Here is a 17,385-nt window from a genome sequence, read left to right on the forward strand (position 1 = left end):
TCGTTCCTCAGGCTTCCTCCCTCCTCCTCAGAACACCGGCGCGCCCGAACCGGCCCGGGTGAGGCTTGCCGCGGTTGGACGGCTCGCTCCGCGCGGGATGGGGGGCCATGCCGGTCAGGGGACGGTGGACTGGAGGAGGACGATCGGGGCGGGACGGGGCGTCCGTGGCGGTGGGCGGCAAATGCGGAAATATCACGGATGTATATAGCTGTGGGGTCCGGCGGTGCTAATGTCAGCGGCGATCTTCACTCCGGTGGCGGGGACCGCAGGCGACGGCAAGGAGGTGAGACGATTGTCCACCGAGCTGAACTGGCTGCTCGACGACTTCGTGACGCGGGTGGCCGACGTCCGTTTCGCGATCATCCTGTCCAACGACGGGCTGCGCGTCGCCGCGTCCGGCAATCTCTCCCGGGAGGACGGCGAGCACCTGGCCGCGGTGGCGTCCGGTTTCCACAGCCTGGCCAAGGGCACCAGCCTGCGGTTCGGCGGCGGCCTGGTGCGCCAGACGATCGTGGAGATGGAGTCGGCCCTGCTGTTCATCACGGCGGCCGGCAGCGGCAGTTGCCTGTCGGTGATGAGCGGCATGAACGCCGACGCCGGGCTGGTCGCCTACGAGATGGCGCACCTGGTGGGCCGGGTGGGCTCCCACCTGGCCACGCACCCGCGCGGAGCCGTCTGAGGCCCGCCGGGCGGCGGCGGGGAGCCCCCGCCGCCCAGGGGGGCGGTGGCCGGCCGCCGGGCGAGCCCCGGAGTCAGCCGGCCGCCGGAGTGAGGGTGCGCAGCGCGTGCTCCACCAGGGTGACGAGCACCACCTTGGCCGAGGCCCGGCGCCGCACGTCACACAGGATGACCGGGATGTCGGGGTCCAGGTCGAGCGCGATGCGCACGTCCTCCGGCTCGTGCCGGTCGGCCCCGTCGAAACAGTTGACCGCCACGATGAACGGCGTGCCCCGCTGCTCGAAGTAGTCGATGGAGGGGAAGCAGTCGGTGAGACGCCTGGTGTCGGCCAGCACGACCGCGCCGAGGGCACCGTAGGACAGCTCGTCCCACATGAACCAGAAGCGCTCCTGACCGGGCGTGCCGAACAGGTAGACCACGAGACCCTCGCGGATGGTGATCCGTCCGAAGTCCATGGCCACGGTCGTGGTCGTCTTCGCCTCCACGCCGTCGATGTCGTCGACGCCGATGCCGCGGTCGGAGAGGACCTCTTCGGTGCGCAGTGGACGGATCTCGCTGATCGCGCCGACCAGCGTGGTCTTCCCCACGCCGAAGCCACCGGCCACCAGGATCTTGAGGGCGACCGGCTCCTCAGAGGGCTCGTAAGCCATTGATCACTTCCTTGAGAATGCGCTCGTGCGGGCGCGGTCCTGCCTGGGCGGGAGCCCGCACGCTGATCATGCCCTGGTCCTGGAGATCGCCGAGGAGGACTCGGACCACGCCCAGGGGCAGGTCGATCTCGGAGGCGATGTCGGCGACCGACACCGGGCGCTCGGCCAGATCGAGGATGCGCCTCTCCTCGGGGCCGAGACCGGCCTCGCCAGTGTACGGAGCCCCGGTCGCGGTGACCATAGCGATCAGGTCGAGATCGTCACCGGATGACCGCGTACGGCCACGGGTGAGAGCGTACGGCCGGACGACCCGCCCCGCGTCCTCGTCCAGCCACAGCTCGTGGCTCGCGCTCATGAGGGCTGCCGCCGGGGATTGGTGGAGATGTGCTGGCCGACCCGCTTCACGAGCATGGCCATCTCGTAGGCGATGTGGCCCACGTCGGCGTCCGAGCTGCTCAGCACGGCCAGGCAGGTTCCGGTGCCGGCCGCGGTCACGAACAGGAACGCGGACTCCATCTCGACGATCGTCTGGCGCACCTCGCCGCCGCCGAAGTGGCGGCCGGCGCCCCGCGCCAGGCTCTGGAAACCGGACGCCACCGCGGCCAGGTGCTCGGCGTCCTCCCGGCTGAAGCCCTTGGACGCGCCCACCACCAGGCCGTCGGTGGAGAGGATGACGGCCTGTCGTACCGCGGCGACCCTGCCGATCAGATCATCGAGCAGCCAGTTGAGTTCGCCGTTCGACGAAACATTGCCGGTCATTCGTCACCCTTCTCGCCGGTCGTCTGGTGTACGGAACCATGACTATGGTCGCGCAGCTCGCGAGGTTTGGTCACCAGACTGGATGATCTGCCGGACCGTTCGTTACCGGTGCCCGGGTCCGGGTGCGGTGGAAGATCGGCGTCGTCGCTGCTCAGGGCCGGATCCGGCCGGACGGGGGCGTTCGAAGAATCTTCCCGGCGACTCCGCTCGGCTTCCAGCCGTCCGCGCCGGGCACCTCGCTGGAAGGCCGACAGCATGGCGCGGGTCTCGTCCGGCGTGCGTTCGGCGACCGGCCCGGGCGGCCCGTCGGCCGGGGCCGGTGCGGCGGAGGCCGGGGCCGCGGGGGTCGCGGTGGCGGGCGCGGGTGGGGTGGGGGCGGCGTAAGGGCCGGTTCCCTCGCGGAGCTGCGGCGCCAGGTTGGCCTGGCGCACCCGGCGGGGCAGCCCGCGGTGCGTGCCACCGACCATCGACGCCCGGGACGGATGCCCGGCGGGGCACACCGATCCGGGGTGCGGTTCCTCCTCCGTCCGGCCGCCTGCCATCGGGGGGGCCGCCGCGGGAGAGTCCGCGATCGGGGAGTCCGCCGCGGGAGGGGCCGCCGGGGGCGAGCCGGCCGCCTCGCCGGTCGCCGGGCCGGCCTCGGTCTCGCCCGGCACCGGGGCGGCGGGCCCGGCGGGGATAGCCGGGAAGGGCCCGGTGTCGGCCCGGTCCGGGACCACGCTCAGCGGGGGCACCGCGTCCCTGCCGCGCCCGCCCGCGCGTGCGGGCACCGCGCCCCGGGCGCCGCGGATCCGGCGGGACAGCGCGGTGGCGTCCTCCTCGCGGGCGTGCCGCGGCGGCGCCTCGGCCGGCGGGGCGGCCGCGGCGACCAGCTCCTTCGGGATCAGCACGATGGCCGTCGTGCCGCCGTACGGCGAGCCGCGCAGTATCACGCCGACGCCGTTGCGCGCGGCGAGCCGGCCCACGACGAACAGGCCGAGCCGCTCGCTGTCGGCCAGGTCGAACTCCGGCGGGCGGGCCAGCCGGGCGTTGATCAGCTCGTACTCCTCCGGCGCCAGCCCGAGCCCCCGGTCCTCGATCTCGATGGCGAACCCGTTGGCCACCAGGTCGCCGCGGACCAGCACCTTGGTCTGGGGTGGCGAGAAGACCGCCGCGTTCTCCACCAGCTCGGCGACCAGGTGGATCAGGTCGGCCGCGACGGTGCCGTCGAGGTGGGTGTCGGGCATCGGCTGGACGGTTACCCGGGTGTAGTCCTCCACCTCGGCGATGGCCGCGCGCACGACGTCGACCACCGGAATCGGCTTGCGCCAGGCCCGGCCGGGCTCCGCCCCGGACAGGATGATCAGGCTCTCCGCCAGCCGCCGCATCCGGGTGGTGAGGTGGTCGAGCTGGAAGAGGCCTTCCAGCGCCTCGGGGTCATCGGCCTGGCGCTGCATGGCGTCCAGCAGGCTGAGCTGGCGGTGCAGCAGCCGCTGCTTGCGCCGGGAAAGGTTGAGGAAGACCTTGTTGACGCCGCGGCGCAGTTCGGCCTGGCCGACGGCGGCCCGCACGGCGGTGCGCTGCACCGAGCCGAAGGCGCGCGCCACGTCGCCCACCTCCAGTGAGCCGCCGGCGTCGGTGAGCGGCGGCGCGTCGGTGTCGACGTCGACGTCCTCGCCGGCGCGCAGCCGCTCGACCACCCGGGGCAGCCGTACCTCGGCGAGCTCTCGCGCGGAGTCGCGCAGGTCGGCGAGCTCGCGGGCCAGCCGCCGGCCGAAGCGGACCGAGATGATGATCGAGGCGACCACCGCGACCAGGCCGAGCCCGCCGGCCAGGATGATGCGGATCATGATGCCGGTCGCCACGTCGGCGGCGCGTTCGGCGAGCACCGCGGACGTCTTGGCACCGACCTCGTCCAGCGAGGCGGTCACGTCGTCGGTGGTCGCCTGCCATCCGGCGGCCGAGGCGGGCAGCGGGCCGCTGCTGCGGCTCCGGTCGACCAGGTCCTGCTCGATGCCGGTGAAGCGCTTGAACGCCGTGCCGGCGAAGACCTCGTCGTAGGGCCGGCGCAGGTCGAAGTCGAGCGCGGCCCGGCCCTTGGCGTGCAGGAAGCGCCGGGTGGCGGCCCAGTCGGCGAACGCCCCGTATTCGGCGTCGGACAGCCCGCCGGAGGCGACCGCCGCACCCACCAGCGCGTTCTCCCGGGCGATGACCTCCCGCGCGTTGCCCATGGCCTGCAGCGCCTGGGCCTGCTCGAAGATGGCCAGGTCCGGCACCGACACCATGCGGTCGTAGACGCGGAAGAGCGCGTCCATCAGGCGGTTGTACGCCTGGGTGGTCTCCAGCCGGTCGTCGGACCTGCTGTCCACGTTCGCCCGGATGCCCGGCAACTGCTCCAGGTCGTTGATCAGGCTGGTGAGCGAGACCCGGGTCGCGTCGCTGATCGCGTCCTGGGTGTCCTCGGCCTCCGCGGCGGCCCGGAAGCCCGCCAGCGACCGGTCGGTGGCCCGCCGCTGGTCCGCCAGCCGGGTGCGGTCGCTGCCCAGGTTGCTGAGCACGGTGGCGGACATGGCGCGCTCCGCCTGCATCTGCAGGCCGAGTTCGGTGGAGGTGACTCCGATGCCGCGGTAGATGGTGTTGGCCCGCATCAGCGCCAGGCCGTCACCGATGGTGAGGTTGAGGACGAATCCCCACAGGGCGCTGAGGGACAGCAGCGGGAGCATCAGCAGCGAGAAGACCTTGAACCGGATCGACCGCTTACCAGAACTCATGCCCCACTCCCGCGGCGATCGGAGGTTTCTTGCCGTTGCCGATGAAAGGTACCTCCGGAAGATCGATCCGAGGCTAGCACCGATAGGGTCGTTAATAGGGGAGGATGCAATGATTAGTGTGATTACCGGGGCCAGTGCCGGAATCGGCGCCGCCGCCGCGGTGGCACTGGCCGAGGCCGGGCACGAGGTGGTGCTCGTCGGCCGATCCTCAGCCCGGCTGGCCGCGGTGGCCGACCGGATCGCCGGCCGTTCCGGGCGCCGCCCGGACGTCGCCGTCGCCGACTTCACCTCCTTCCAGGACGTCACCCGGCTCGCCGCCGACCTGCTCGACCGGTACGAGCGCATCGACGTGCTGGCCGGCAACGCCGGGATCATGTCCACCAGGCGCCGGCTCACCCCGGACGGCCACGAGCTGATGATGCAGGTCAACCACCTGTCGCCGTTCCTGCTGACCAACCTGCTGCTGGACCGGGTCCGCGCCTCCGGCGGCCGGGTGGTCACCACCTCCTCCGGTGCCGCCCGGGCCGGCCGGCTGGATCCGGCGGACCTGGACCGCTCGCGCCGCCGGTGGAGCGGCTGGCTGCAGTACTGCGACAGCAAGCAGGCCAACGCGCTGTTCACCCTCGCGCTCGCCCGGCGCGGCGTCGCCGCCACCTGCTTCCACCCCGGTGTGGTGCGCACCGGGTTCGCGCCGGACAGCCTCTACATGAAGGCGCTCATGCTGCTGCCCGGCGTGGCGCGCACTCCGGAACGCGGCGCCCGCACGCTGGTGCACCTGGCCACCACCGCCGACGGCACCGAGCACTCCGGCCGTTTCTTCTTCGACGACGCCCCCGCGCCGGCGACGCCGCGGATGACCGACCCGGTGGCGGCCGAGTCGCTGTGGACGGCCAGCCTGGCCGCCACCGGACTGTCGGCGCCCGGCCCCGGCTGACCCGGCGTCCCGCCCGGTCCGGGCCGGCGACCCGCTCGCGCTGGGCCGGCGACCTACTCGAGCTGGGCCGGCGACCCGCTCGGACCGGGGCGGCGCCCTGGCAGAGCCGGGCCGGCGTCCGGTCCAGGGCAGGGGCGACCGGGGTGGCGACCGGCCCTGGCGACCCGTCGAGCAGGTCCCGGTCACCCGTCAAGTAGGTCCCGGTCACCCGTCGAGCAGGTCCGCGGCGGCACGGCACGCGGCACGCACCCCGGCGTCCCGCCCGGCCTCCGGCAGCGCGTCCGAGCCGGCGATCACGATCCGTCCGTGGCGGACGGTCCGCGGGCCCGCCCCGGTGCCCGCCGGATCACCGGTGACGGCGGCGGGCCCGTGCCCGAACCGGTGCACGGTCACCGCCGCCACGTCCCGCCCGGCGGCGAAGCCGAAGGGCCCGAGCAGCCGGCCGAGCTGGGCCACCGCGTGGTGCGCCATCACGTCGTAGGGAGTGCCGGCCAGCGCGCGCCGCCCGGCGGCCGCCGCCACCCGCAGCGGCGGTCGTGGCACGGCCGGCGCGTGCAGCAGGCGGACCTCGAGCGGCCCGTCCCCGGGGGCGGTCTCCGGCCCGGCCACCGTCCAGAACGCGCCGGTGAAGCGGACCCGGCCGATCCCGGCCGCCCGCCAGGGCCGGCCGTGCCGCAGCCGCACCGTCGCCCGGGCCAGCGGCAGCCGCACCGCCCGCCCCAGCGCGGCGCGCCGCCCGGCCGGCAGGTCCGGCACCAGATAGGGGACCAGCATGTGCGGGCAGGTCAAGATCACCGCCCCCGCCCGAACCGAGCGGACCCGGTGGCCGTCGAAGTAGGCCACCGTGGCCGAGCGCGCGGCGTCCGGCGGGCCGTCGTTGCGGGCCAGCACCACCGGGCTGGACAGCCGGATCCGGATCGGGCACGCGGGCCGGCCGGCCCGCACCCTCGGCACCGTCCCGGCCGCCGGCGCCGGGGCCGGTCCAGGCCCGCCGGCCGGCGCGCCCGGCGGCGGGCCGAGGCCGGCGAAACCGGGGCAGGTATGCGGGTCCGCGCTCGCCGCCCACGCGTCCAGCGCGGAAACCGTGTCGGCGCCGTGGCCGAACGCCGCGGTCGTCATGGTCCGGCAGAACGTGACGGCGTCCGGATGCGCCTGGCATACGTCCCGCAGCAGGTCGCGGTAGGTGAGGCCGGCCAGCCACCGCCCGGCGGCCGCCGCGGGCAGTCCGGCCGACCAGCCGGGGGGCACGTCGAAGAGCGTGATCAGGTCGTCGCGGGCGCGTGGCGCCACGGGCAGCTCGGCCGCCCAGTCGGCGGTCGCCCGGTCCGGCGGCAGCAGCACCAGGCGGTCGACGCCGAAGCTCTCCCGGTCGCAGAACACCGCCGGGTAGGTGCCGGGCGGTCCGGCCGTACCGGGCGGATGGAGCAGGTCGGCGTCGCCCGCTCCGCCGGTCCGCTCCCGGGCCTCCAGGACGAGCACGTCGGCCCCGGGCCGGTGCCGCGCCCACCGGCCGGCGGCGGCCAGGCCGCCGGACCCGCCGCCGACCACGACGAGGTCGTAGGTCTCGCCGGTGGGCTCCGGCGGCCCGGCCCGGTGCCAGAACCTGCCGTCGCGCAGCGCGTGCGGCACGCCGAGCAGGTCGGGGGTGTCGCCGCGCGGGTCCACCGGCGCGCGGGCCGCGCCGCCCGCGGCCCGGGAGGGTAAGGCGAGCGGGACTCCCGACCCGCACGCCGCCCGGTCCGGGGCGGGACGGCCGCGCGGGCCGAACGCCGCGCAGGCCGCGATCGCGACGGCCCCGTCCAGCAGCCCGCGGCGGGTCGGTCCCGTGCCACCGGCCGGTGCGCCGGGGCGTGCCGGGAGATCTCCGCCAGAAGGGACATGAGCGGTCATTGGCCGATCATCACCCCGTCCCGCCGGGCGGCGGCCCGGGGCGCGGCGCGCCGGGGAAGTCTTTTCGGGATCATTGTCGCGAAGGAACGAAGAAGATCCCCGGTTTGGCGCCGATCTCATCGGCCTTGGCTCAGCGAAGGACGTCGAACCACAGATGGGTCACGTGCGCGGACTCCCGGACCTCGGTGCGGCGCAGTTCCACCCCGCGCGGGCCCCGGTCGCCGAAGAGCCGCAGTCCCGCGCCGAGCAGCACCGGGGCGATCTGCAGGCGCAGCCCGTCCACCAGGCCGGCGGCGAGGCACTCCTGGCTCACCGTGGCGCCCATCAGCACGACGTTCCCGTCGCCCGCCGCCGCCCGCGCCTGCCGCACCGCGTCGCGGGCACCGCCGGTGACGAAGGTGAACGCGCCGCTCTTCATCACCATCGGTTCGTGCGCGCGGTGGGTGAGCACGAAGCACGGCACCGGATACGGGGTGTCCTCCCACACCGGCAGGCCGACGTCGAAGGTGCGCCTGCCGAGCACCACCGCGCCCGTGGTGGCGGACGTCTCCCGGACCACCGCGGCGTCCACCTCGCTGCCGGCCCCCCGCAGGATCCAATCGTGCAGGCGCAGCCCGCCGTCTCCCATGGGGACGCCGGGGCGTACATCCGGGCCGGCCATGAAGCCGTCCAGCGAGACCGTCGCGTATATCAGGACCTTGCCCATCCTCCACCGTCCTCTCCCGGCCGCGGGACGCGGCCGACTTCGGGATACGGACTCCGAAGGAGGGCGGAATTCATTGGTCCGGCGGTCCGGAATTCTCCTAGGCTCGGCCCATGAACTCCGATCCCACCGCTTCCACCACCACCACCGCCGCCGGGAAGGCCGCCGAGCTGCGGGCCCTGCACGTGCCGGGGCGGCCGCTGGTGCTGCCCAACGTGTGGGACGCGGCCTCGGCGCGCGCGGTGGTGGCCGCCGGGTTCCCGGTCGTGGCGACCGGCAGCGCCGCGATCGCGCCCGTGCTCGGGTACGACGACAACGAGGGCACGCCGGCCGGCCTGGTCCTGGACGCGGTCGCCCGCATCGCCCGGGCGGTGCCGGTGCCCGTCACCGCCGACATGGAACGCGGCTACGGCCTGGCGCCGGCCGAGCTGGTCGAGCGGCTGGCGGCCACCGGGGCGGCCGGGTTGAACCTGGAGGACACCGACCACCGGACCGGCGCGATGGCCGACCCGGCCGAGCAGGCCGCCTTCCTGGCCGAGGTCCGGCGGGCCGCCGGCGACGCCGGGGTGGACCTGGTGATCAACGCCCGGGTGGACTCCTACCTGCGCCACGGCGGGACGCCGGCGGAGATCCTCGCCGACGCGCTGGACCGGGGCCGGCGCTACCTGGCCGCCGGCGCCGACTGCGTCTACCCGATCGGCGCGGCCGCCGCCGAGTCGATCGCCGCGCTGGCCGCGGAGATGGGCGGCCCGGTGAACGTGCTGTTCCGGCCGGGAGTGCCGCCGCTCGCCGAGCTGGCGGAGCTCGGGGTGGCCCGGATCAGCTTCGGGCACGGCCTGCACGCCGCCGCCCAAGCGTACCTGGCGGCGATGCTCGGCGAGATCGCCGCCGGCCGCAGCCCCTACGACCTGCCCGCCGGCCGCTAGCCCGGCCGGCGAGCGCGAGCCGGTGATCCGCGGCCCGGTCCCGTCAGCGGGCGGGAGCCGGCTCGGGGACGGCGGCGGGAGTGCGGAAGGCGGCGTGCGCGCGGGCCGCGGCGGCGCCGGCGGCGGCGAGCAGCGCGGCGATGACGGCGCACGTCCACAGCAGCCCCGCGCTCAGGTACAGGCCGCCCAGCGCCGCGATGGCGGCGACCTCGGCGAGCGTCGGGCCGGTGGAGTTCAGCGCCGACAGCGCCGACGCCCGCTCCGGGCCGGCCACCGCCGACACCCGGGCGATCATCGGACCGTACCCGGCGGCGTGCCCGGCGCCGGCGGCGAACAGCAGCGGAGCGGTCGCCGCCACCGGCCAGCCGTCCCGCGCCAGCCAGGCCACCGCGAGCGCGGTCACCGCGAACACCGCCGGCCCGGCCACCGGGAGCAGGGCCTGGACGCGCGCGGAACGCCGGGACCAGGTGAGGCTGAGCGCGGCGAAACCCAGCGCGTACGGGGCGAACGCCAGCCCCGAGCCGAGCGGCCCGTACCCGAGCCGGTCCTGCAGGTGCAGGGTCAGCGCGAACAGCAGGCCCGCGTAGCAGCCCATGACGGTGAAGCAGGTCACCAGCGCGGGACGCACGCCCGGCGGCCGCAGCACCGACAGGTCGAGCAGCGGCGTCCCGCCCCGCCGGGCGACCCGGCCCTCGAATCGGGCGAACACCACCAGGAGCAGCAGGCCGGCCGCCAGGGACGCCCAGGTCCACGGGCCGAAGCCGTGCTCCCGGCCGAAGATCGGCGGGCCGATCAGCGCCGTCATCGCCACGGTGAGCAGGACGACCCCGCCGATGTCCAGCCGCCGGGCGTGCGGCGCGCCGGGCGGCAGCACCCGGGCTCCGGCGGCGAGCAGGACGGCGCCGACCGGCACGTTGACCAGGAAGCCCGGACGCCAGGAGAGGCCGAACAGGTCGGCGCCGACCACCAGGCCGCCCACCAGCTGCCCGAGCGCCACGCCCAGGGCCAGCACCATCGAATACAGCCCGATGGCCCGGCCGCGCGCGGCGCCGGTGAAGCGCAGCTGGATGAGCGAGAACACCTGCGGCATCATCAGCGCCGCCGCGGCGGCCTGGGCCACCCGGGCCGCGACCAGCGCCGGCACCGACGGCGCCAGCCCGCACAGCAGGGACGCGGTGGTGAACCCGGCCAGCCCGTACTGGAAGGCACGCCGATGGCCCAGCACGTCGCCGAGCCGGGCCCCGGTGACGATCAGCAGCCCGACGGTGAGCAGGTAGGTGGAGACGATCAGCTGGACGGCGGCGCCGCCGGCGGCGAACTCGCGCTGCATGGACGGCAGGGCGACCGTGATGATCGAACCGTCCATCGACGCCATGGTCTGCCCGGCCAGCAGCACCGCGAGCACGACGCCGGGCCGGTCCCGGCGGAGGGTGAGCATGGCGGCCAGCCTGCCGCCGCAGCTGCCGTCCGTCTTGAAGGTTCTTGTGCATATGGTGGTCGGGTGCGCAGCTCGCGGACCGTCGTCGAGACACCGGACTTCTCGGTCCGGGTGGTGGCGTGCGGCGAGCGGGGTCCCGGCTGGGGTGCGCCCGAGGAGGGCGGCGCCGACGCGCTGGTGCTGGTGCATCGCGGCATGTTCCGCGTCCGGGCCGGCGGGCGGCCGCTGACCGCCGACCCGACCATGGGATACGTGCAGGCGCCGGGACTCGACTACTCCTTCGCCCATCCGGCCGGCGGGGACGTCTGCACCGTCATCGCGGTGGCCGGCCATCTGTGGCACACCGCCGGCGATGTGCCGGCGGCCGGGCCGGTGGCCGTGGACGGGCGGGTCGAACTGGCCCACCGGCTGCTGCTGCGGTCGGACCGCGATGCCGCCGACCCCGCCGAGCGCCTGGTGCGGACGCTCGCCGCCGCCGGCGTCCGCCGCCCGCCTCGCGCCGCCGGCGACCGGACCGGCCTGGCCCGGCGGGCGCGCGAGGCCATCGTGGCCGGTGACCCCGATTCGGCGGACCTGGTGCGGCTGTCCCGGCTGCTCGACGTGTCGCCCGCGCACCTGAGCCGGGTCTTCCGCCGGCAGGTCGGCATGACGGTCAGCCGCTACCGCAACCGCGTCCGGGCGAGCAGGGCGCTGCGCCGGTTGGAAGAGGGCGAGACCGACCTCGGGGTGCTGGCGGCCGACCTGGGGTTCGCCGACCAGTCGCACCTGACCCGGGTGCTGCGCGCCGAGATCGGGCTTCCGCCCGGGCGGCTGCGTGCCCTGCTGGCCGGGATTCCGGAATCGGGACGCCATTCTCGGGAGTTGGAAATCGTCGGTGAATCGTGACCGGCAGGTGACGGTAAAGTTTTTTGTCGCTGATATGATGGTCAATTAGATTTGTATATTCCATAATGTGGAATCGAATGGAATGCCGAGCCGCACGGCGCTCACCGCCGCGGCGGCCCGCGCGGCGCATCTGATCGTCGACGCCGAGCCGCACATCTTCGCCGACACCCTCGCCCTTCCGCTGCTCGGTGACCGTGCCGAGGAACTGGTCGCCTACCATCGCCTGCACGGCACCCATCCGGTGCTGGCGGGTGCCCGGCTGGCGGCCACCACGCGCGGCCGGTTCACCGAGGACCGGCTGGCGGCCGCGGTCGCCCGCGGCACCGGGCAGTACGTGGTCCTCGGCGCCGGCCTGGACTCCTACGCCTACCGGGCGGGCCCGGGCGGCCCGCGGGTCTTCGAGGTCGACCACCCGGCCACCCAGGACTGGAAGCGCGCCGCGCTGGCGGCGGCCGGGATCGCCGTCCCGCCGGACGTGGTGTTCGTCCCGGCCGATCTGGAGCGGGATCCGCCGGTGACCGCACTGGCCCGGCACGGGTTCGACCCGGCCCGGCCGGCGTTCGTGAGCTGGCTGGGCGTGACCATGTACCTCACCCCGGATGCCGTCGGGCGGACGCTCGCCGCGCTGGGCGGCCTGGCCCCGGGCACCGAGGTCGTGCTCGATCACATGGTGCCGGAGGAGCGGCGCGACGAGCTCGGCCGGATGTACGCGGCGGCCGTCGCGCCGGTCGCGGCCGAGGGCGGCGAGCCGTGGCGGGGGATCTTCGCTCCGGAGGACATGGCCGCCCTGCTAGCGGCGCACGGATTCGCCGTCCGGGAGCAGGCATGGCAGGGCGAGTCGGTGGACGCCGCGCTGTGGGACCGCTCCGACGCGCTGCGACCGCACCGCCTGCCGATGCTGACCCGGGCGGCCGTCACCGGCGTGCGGCCGGCGTCATAGGCCGCGGCCGCCGGGCGGGTCGAGCGCCCGGCCGAGCGCCCGGTCGAGCAGCCGGGTCAACTCCGCGAAGGCCGCGTCCACCCGCTCGTGCTCCCCGGTCGCGCGGCGGTCCAGCAGCAGCCCGCGCAGGACGGCGAGCACCAGGGTGGCCGACGCGGCGGGGTCGGGATGGCCGCCGGCGCGCAGGCCAGCCTCGAGGTGGGGCAGCCAGTCGTGCACCGCCATCGCCGGGAAGTCCGGCCAGGGCACGTCGGAGGCCGGCAGGCCGTGCACGGTGCCGAACAGCCGGACGTAACCCTCGGCCTCGGGCCCGGCGAGCGTGCGCCACGCGGCCGCCAGCGTCACCGCGTAGTCCTCCTCCGGGCGGTGCCGCAGGGCCCGCCGGAACAGCTCCAGCTGCCGGCGGCGGGCCTCCACCAGCGCCGCCTTCACCAGGCGGTCCTTGGTGCCGAAGTGGTAGATCAGCATGCGCGGGCTGGTGCCCAGCGATTCGGCGAGCGGCCGCAGCGAGGTCACCGGCAGGCCGTGCGCGACCAGGTGGTGTACCGCGCCGTCCAGCAGGCGATCGCGGATCTCCGGCTGTGGATGCCGTCCCATCCCCCCACTTTTTCACGTAATGATCGATACGTCTAACGTGGCCGGGGTGAGGAGATCTTCGGCAGGGAGGAACGCGATGCGAGTCGTCTTCGTGCACGGCGCCTGTGTCCGCGACGGCGCCTGGTGGTGGTCGCGAGTGGCCGCGCTGCTGGGCGAGCGGGGCGTGGCGAGCGAGGCGGTGGCGCTGCCGAGCTGCGGTGAGGACGGCCGGGCGCCCGGCACCGGCGGTCCCGGGCTAGCCGACGACGTCGCCGCGGTGCGCCGGGTCCTGGCCGGCGGCGGCCCGGTGACCGCCGTCGGGCACTCCTACGGGGGCGTGGTGATCACCGAGGCGGCGGCCGGCGTCCCCGAGGTGACCGGCCTGCTGTACATCGCCGCGTTCCTCCCGGAGCCGGGCGAGTCGCTGGCCACGTTCGGCGGCGGGGAGGTGCCGCCGTACCTGGACCCCGCCGCGGACGGCACGTTCGGCGTGCGGCGGGAGATGCTCCAGGACCTGTTCCTGCAGGACTGCGACGAGGCGGCGGTGACCGGCGCCGAGGCCCGGCTGGCGCGCCAGTCCCTGCACGCCACCACCGAACCGGTCCAGGCGGCCGCCTGGCGGCAGGTGCCCGCCACCTACCTGGTGTGCGCGGACGACCGGGCCACCCCGCCGGCCGTGCAGCGGGCGCAGGCCGCCCGGGCCGGCCGGGTCGTCGAGGTGCCCGCCGGGCACCACCCGTTCCTGTCCCGGCCGGAGCTGGTGGCCCGGGAACTCCCGGTCGGGTGACCGCTAGTCGAAGACCGCCTCCCTGGTGCGGCGGGGCATGAGGAAGAGGGCCAGCACCCCGAGCACCGCCACCACCAGCAGCGCGAGGAAGACGTTGTGCGTCGCCTCCCGCAGCGCGCCGCGGACGAAGGCCGCCGCGGCGTCACCGCCGGCGGCGGCCCCCCCGCCGAGCACCGAGCCGGTCGCGTCCAGCCCGTCGGGCAGCTTCCCGGCCACCGCGGCCGGCGGATGCGCGAACCGGGCGGTGAGCGTCGCGTTGGCGATCGCGCCGAGCACGGCGGTGCCCACCGCACTGCCGATGGACCGGGAGAACAGGTTGGTGGCGGTGACCACCCCGCGCCGCTCCCAGCCCACCACCGACTGCACCGCGACCATCGTCGGGCTGGACGACAGGCCGAGCCCGGCGCCGACTACGAAGCACGCGGCGGCCACCAGCCAGATGGGCGTGTCGCCGGTCAGCAGCAGCGCGCACATGGCGGCGCCGGCCACCACCAGCCCGCTGCCGATCACCGCGGTGTCCCGGAAGCCGATCCGCATGTACAGCCGGCCGGACAGCGTCGCGGCGAGCGGCCAGCCGACGGTGAGCGCGGCCAGCGCGAAACCGGCCACCAGGGCGCCGGTGCCGAGCACCCCCTCGGCGTAGGTGGGGATGTAGGAGGTCAGCCCCATCAGCAGCACCCCGATGCCGAGGGCGACGACGTTGCCGCCGGCCAGCGTGCGGTTCCGGAAGACCCACAGCGGCAGGATCGGCTCGGCCGCCCGCCGCTCCACCAGGACGAACGCGGCGGTCAGCGCGACACCCGCGGTGAAGATGGCGATGCTCGGCAGTGAGTTCCAGGCCCAGGCGACCCCGCCTTCCAGCAGGCCGAGGATGATCAGCGACGAGCCGGCGGTGAGCAGCACGGTGCCCAGGTAGTCGATGTGGTGCTCGCGCCGCTCCACCCGCTCGCGGAACCGCCGGGCGAGCATCCAGGCGGCGGCCGCGCCGAGCGGGAGGTTGATGAAGAAGATCCACCGCCAGGAGACGTACTCGGAGAACAGGCCGCCGAGCGCCGGGCCGACGACCGCGGATACCCCCCACACGCTGGCCACGTACCCCTGCACCCGGGCGCGTTCCTCGACCGAGTACATGTCGCCCACCATGGTGACGCTCATCGGCTGGATGGCGCCGGCGCCGATGCCCTGCACCGCGCGGAACGCGATGAGCGCGGGCATGCTCCAGGCCAGCCCGCACAGCACCGAGCCGAGCAGGAACACCGCGATGCCGAAGAACATGACCGGCTTGCGGCCGAAGACGTCGGCCAGCTTGCCGTAGATGGGGACCGTCACCGCCTGGGTGAGCAGGTAGATCGAGAAGAGCCAGGGGAACTGGGCGAAGCCGCCGAGGTCGCGTACGACCGACGGCACCGCGGTGGCGATGATCGTGCTGTCGATGGCCACCAGCCCGGTACAGAGCATGATCGCCGCGAGCACCCGGCCGCGTTCCGACCGCAGCCCCAGGCCGTCCGATGTCGCGGTGCTCGTCACGGTCGGGGTGCTCCTCACGGTCGGCTGCGGCGGGGCCGGGACGGGCCGCCGGGGCGGCGGTCCACGGGCGTACCCAACCGGTTCCCCGTCCCGTACATTCCCCGCTGACCGGAAAGCGCCCTCTATATGGAGCTATGGGCAATTTCGAAGTAACGCCAGGGCCGGCACCGCACGCCGCCTCTCCGGTGGTGCCGCCACCGCACCGCCGGAACGGCGTGCATCGCCGGCGGCCGATCGCCGCCGGACCGGAAAAGGCTGCGCACCTTCCAACCTTTGTAACGCTTGTGGCGTTCTTGTACACATGGACCGTTACGACGGGTTTCGGGAGTTCGTGCGGGTACGCCAGCAGTCGCTGATGCGGACCGCGTACCTGCTCACCGGTGACGCCCACCTTGCCGAAGATCTGCTGCAGACGGTCCTCATCCGGGTCGCCGCGCACTGGCGGAAGCTGGACGGCGGCGGCAACGCCGAGGCGTACACCCGCAAGGCGCTGATCAACCAGCACATCTCCTGGCGGCGGCGGAAGATCGTCGAAACCCCGCATGCCGAGCTGCCCGAACCCGGTGGCCGGCATGACGAGGCCACGGTCCGCCGGCTGGTCCTGCGCCAGGCGCTCGCCCGGCTCACCCCCCGCCAGCGGACGGTGATAGTCCTGCGGTTCTTCGAGGACCGCACCGAGGTCGAGACGGCGCATCTGATGAACTGCACGATCGGCACGGTCAAGAGCCAGACGCATCACGCCCTGTCCAGGCTGCGCACCATGGCGCCCGAACTGGCCGGGCTGCTCGACGACGCCGCGACGGAGGGATCCCGATGAACATGTTGCGCGACGATCTGCGGCACATCGCCGGGGAGGCCCCGGACGTCGACCTCACCGAGCGCGCGATCCGCGGCGCGCGGCGCCGGCGCGCGACCGCGGTGGCGGCGGCCGCGGCCATGGCGCTGGTCGTGACGGCGGGGACGGTGAGCGCCGTGATCTCCGGTGTGCTGCCCGCCCGGCGAGCCGCCCCCATCGTCGCCCCCACTCCCGTCATGGTCGCGTCCCCGTTGCCGGACAGCGGGGTCGGCCCGCTGGCCCACGCCCACCGGACAAGTTGCCGGATAGGCGTCGAGGAGAACTGTGTCGTGACCTGGCGGGTCGAGACCGCCGACGGCGACGTCTACCGGCTCGATCCGGCCCGCTACCACTCCGGCGGGCCGATGGCGATCACGCCGGACGGGCTGCGCCTGGCGTACTACGACCCCGCACGGCAGCGCTTCCAGGTCCGTGACCTGGCGAGCGGCCAGGTCTGGACGGCGCCCCGGCAGACCGGCCCCGAGCTGCTCGACAACGGTGACACCGTCCTGAGAATCTCGCCGGACGGGCTCCACCTCACCTACTCATGTTTCGGCTGCCGGTCGAAGCCGTACAACGTGCTGATCGACATGGCGGGCCGGCGGCAAAGCACGCTCCCCGCCGAGTGGATTCCGGTGAGCGTCGGTGCGGGGGGCGGGCCGGTGACCTTGATCTGGCCGTACGACGACCACACGTCCATCCGGGTCTTGGACCGGGCGGGACGGGACGAGCGGCGCACGGTGACCATCCAGACGTTCACCGACAGGTTCAGCACGCTGGGACCGGACGGGCGGACGATCGCCTGGCTCGACCTGGGGACCGCCGAACCGGCTCCGCAGGCGCGGATCGTGGTCACCGACCTCGCGCAGGGCGGGAGCGGCAGGTCGGTGACCGTCGGGGCGCTGCCCGACGGGTACCGGCCGGCCAGGCTCGGGTCCTGGCTCGGTCCCGCGGAGGTCACCATGCTGGCGTATCCGGAGGAGCCCGGGCGGGGGGCCACGCCGATGCTCTACGCGGTCGATGTCGCTACCGGCGCGGTGCGGGAGATCATGCGCCTTCCCGCCGACCAGAGTGCCATCGTCGTTCCCGGGCTGGTCCGCTAGCCCC

Annotated in this window: 17 protein-coding genes; 8 read left to right on the top strand and 9 right to left on the bottom strand. The window is 74.6% G+C overall.

Going from position 1 to position 17,385, the window contains the following annotated elements:
* Positions 1–292: 292 nt before the first annotated feature.
* Positions 293–679 carry a roadblock/LC7 domain-containing protein gene (locus tag Sru01_RS28025; RefSeq protein WP_373869550.1) on the top strand — a complete coding sequence of 129 codons (387 nt, stop codon included), beginning with the start codon at positions 293–295 and terminating at the stop codon, positions 677–679.
* A gap of 73 nt (positions 680–752) precedes the next feature.
* Here Sru01_RS28025 and Sru01_RS28030 read toward each other — a convergent pair whose 3' ends face one another.
* The 4 genes from Sru01_RS28030 to Sru01_RS28045 are packed head-to-tail and all read right to left on the bottom strand — an operon-like array spanning position 753 to position 4,837.
* Entirely contained in the window at positions 753–1,328 is a 576-nt protein-coding gene (locus Sru01_RS28030; RefSeq protein ID WP_203991685.1) for a GTP-binding protein, read from the bottom strand.
* On the bottom strand, positions 1,309–1,683 hold the full coding sequence (locus Sru01_RS28035) for a DUF742 domain-containing protein (protein ID WP_203991688.1): 375 nt from the start codon (positions 1,681–1,683) through the stop codon (positions 1,309–1,311). Before Sru01_RS28035 ends, Sru01_RS28030 begins: the two co-directional genes overlap by 20 nt.
* Positions 1,680–2,087 carry a roadblock/LC7 domain-containing protein gene (locus Sru01_RS28040; RefSeq protein ID WP_203991690.1) on the bottom strand — a complete coding sequence of 136 codons (408 nt, stop codon included), beginning with the start codon at positions 2,085–2,087 and terminating at the stop codon, positions 1,680–1,682. Before Sru01_RS28040 ends, Sru01_RS28035 begins: the two co-directional genes overlap by 4 nt.
* A complete protein-coding gene (locus tag Sru01_RS28045; protein WP_203991693.1) occupies positions 2,084–4,837 on the bottom strand; it encodes a sensor histidine kinase in 2,754 nt (917 codons plus the stop codon). The genes Sru01_RS28040 and Sru01_RS28045 overlap by 4 nt, the downstream gene beginning before the upstream one ends.
* 109 nt (positions 4,838–4,946) lie before the next feature.
* On the opposite strand from Sru01_RS28045, the gene Sru01_RS28050 reads away from it, so the two are divergent.
* Positions 4,947–5,771 (top strand): SDR family NAD(P)-dependent oxidoreductase, encoded by an 825-nt coding sequence (locus Sru01_RS28050; protein ID WP_203991696.1) that lies wholly within the window; start codon positions 4,947–4,949, stop codon positions 5,769–5,771.
* A 204-nt stretch (positions 5,772–5,975) separates the two neighbouring features.
* Here Sru01_RS28050 and Sru01_RS28055 read toward each other — a convergent pair whose 3' ends face one another.
* Positions 5,976–7,661, bottom strand: a complete 1,686-nt coding sequence (locus Sru01_RS28055; RefSeq protein WP_203991699.1) for an NAD(P)-binding protein — start codon at positions 7,659–7,661, stop codon at positions 5,976–5,978.
* 130 nt (positions 7,662–7,791) lie between these two features.
* Positions 7,792–8,367, bottom strand: a complete 576-nt coding sequence (locus tag Sru01_RS28060; protein ID WP_203991701.1) for a dihydrofolate reductase family protein — start codon at positions 8,365–8,367, stop codon at positions 7,792–7,794.
* Positions 8,368–8,477: 110 nt separating this feature from the next.
* Here Sru01_RS28060 and Sru01_RS28065 point away from each other — a divergent pair, with 110 nt between their 5' ends.
* Positions 8,478–9,290, top strand: coding sequence for an isocitrate lyase/PEP mutase family protein (locus tag Sru01_RS28065; protein ID WP_203991705.1), 813 nt, complete (start codon positions 8,478–8,480; stop codon positions 9,288–9,290).
* A 43-nt stretch (positions 9,291–9,333) separates the two neighbouring features.
* On the opposite strand, the gene Sru01_RS28070 is transcribed toward Sru01_RS28065, so the two are convergent.
* Positions 9,334–10,728 carry an MFS transporter gene (locus Sru01_RS28070; RefSeq protein WP_203991707.1) on the bottom strand — a complete coding sequence of 465 codons (1,395 nt, stop codon included), beginning with the start codon at positions 10,726–10,728 and terminating at the stop codon, positions 9,334–9,336.
* Between the two features lie 63 nt (positions 10,729–10,791).
* Between Sru01_RS28070 and Sru01_RS28075 the strand changes: the two genes are divergently transcribed.
* Together Sru01_RS28075 and Sru01_RS28080 are read left to right on the top strand one after the other, a co-directional pair.
* Positions 10,792–11,613: a helix-turn-helix domain-containing protein gene (locus Sru01_RS28075; protein WP_203991709.1), complete on the top strand. Its 822-nt coding sequence runs from the start codon at positions 10,792–10,794 to the stop codon at positions 11,611–11,613.
* A gap of 67 nt (positions 11,614–11,680) precedes the next feature.
* Positions 11,681–12,553 (top strand): class I SAM-dependent methyltransferase, encoded by an 873-nt coding sequence (locus Sru01_RS28080; protein ID WP_239137795.1) that lies wholly within the window; start codon positions 11,681–11,683, stop codon positions 12,551–12,553.
* On the opposite strand, the gene Sru01_RS28085 is transcribed toward Sru01_RS28080, so the two are convergent.
* Entirely contained in the window at positions 12,548–13,150 is a 603-nt protein-coding gene (locus tag Sru01_RS28085; protein ID WP_203991711.1) for a TetR/AcrR family transcriptional regulator, read from the bottom strand. The genes Sru01_RS28080 and Sru01_RS28085 overlap by 6 nt on opposite strands.
* A gap of 76 nt (positions 13,151–13,226) precedes the next feature.
* Between Sru01_RS28085 and Sru01_RS28090 the strand changes: the two genes are divergently transcribed.
* Positions 13,227–13,916 (top strand): alpha/beta hydrolase, encoded by a 690-nt coding sequence (locus tag Sru01_RS28090; protein WP_203991713.1) that lies wholly within the window; start codon positions 13,227–13,229, stop codon positions 13,914–13,916.
* 3 nt (positions 13,917–13,919) lie between these two features.
* Here Sru01_RS28090 and Sru01_RS28095 read toward each other — a convergent pair whose 3' ends face one another.
* On the bottom strand, positions 13,920–15,443 hold the full coding sequence (locus Sru01_RS28095) for an MDR family MFS transporter (protein ID WP_239137796.1): 1,524 nt from the start codon (positions 15,441–15,443) through the stop codon (positions 13,920–13,922).
* Positions 15,444–15,744: 301 nt separating this feature from the next.
* On the opposite strand from Sru01_RS28095, the gene Sru01_RS28100 reads away from it, so the two are divergent.
* Together Sru01_RS28100 and Sru01_RS28105 are read left to right on the top strand one after the other, a co-directional pair.
* Positions 15,745–16,260 (top strand): SigE family RNA polymerase sigma factor, encoded by a 516-nt coding sequence (locus Sru01_RS28100; RefSeq protein ID WP_203991715.1) that lies wholly within the window; start codon positions 15,745–15,747, stop codon positions 16,258–16,260.
* Positions 16,257–17,381 (top strand): TolB-like translocation protein, encoded by a 1,125-nt coding sequence (locus Sru01_RS28105; RefSeq protein ID WP_203991717.1) that lies wholly within the window; start codon positions 16,257–16,259, stop codon positions 17,379–17,381. The genes Sru01_RS28100 and Sru01_RS28105 overlap by 4 nt, the downstream gene beginning before the upstream one ends.
* Positions 17,382–17,385 lie beyond the last annotated feature (4 nt).

Source organism: Sphaerisporangium rufum, assembly GCF_016863395.1.
Taxonomy (GTDB): Bacteria; Actinomycetota; Actinomycetes; order Streptosporangiales; family Streptosporangiaceae; genus Sphaerisporangium; species Sphaerisporangium rufum.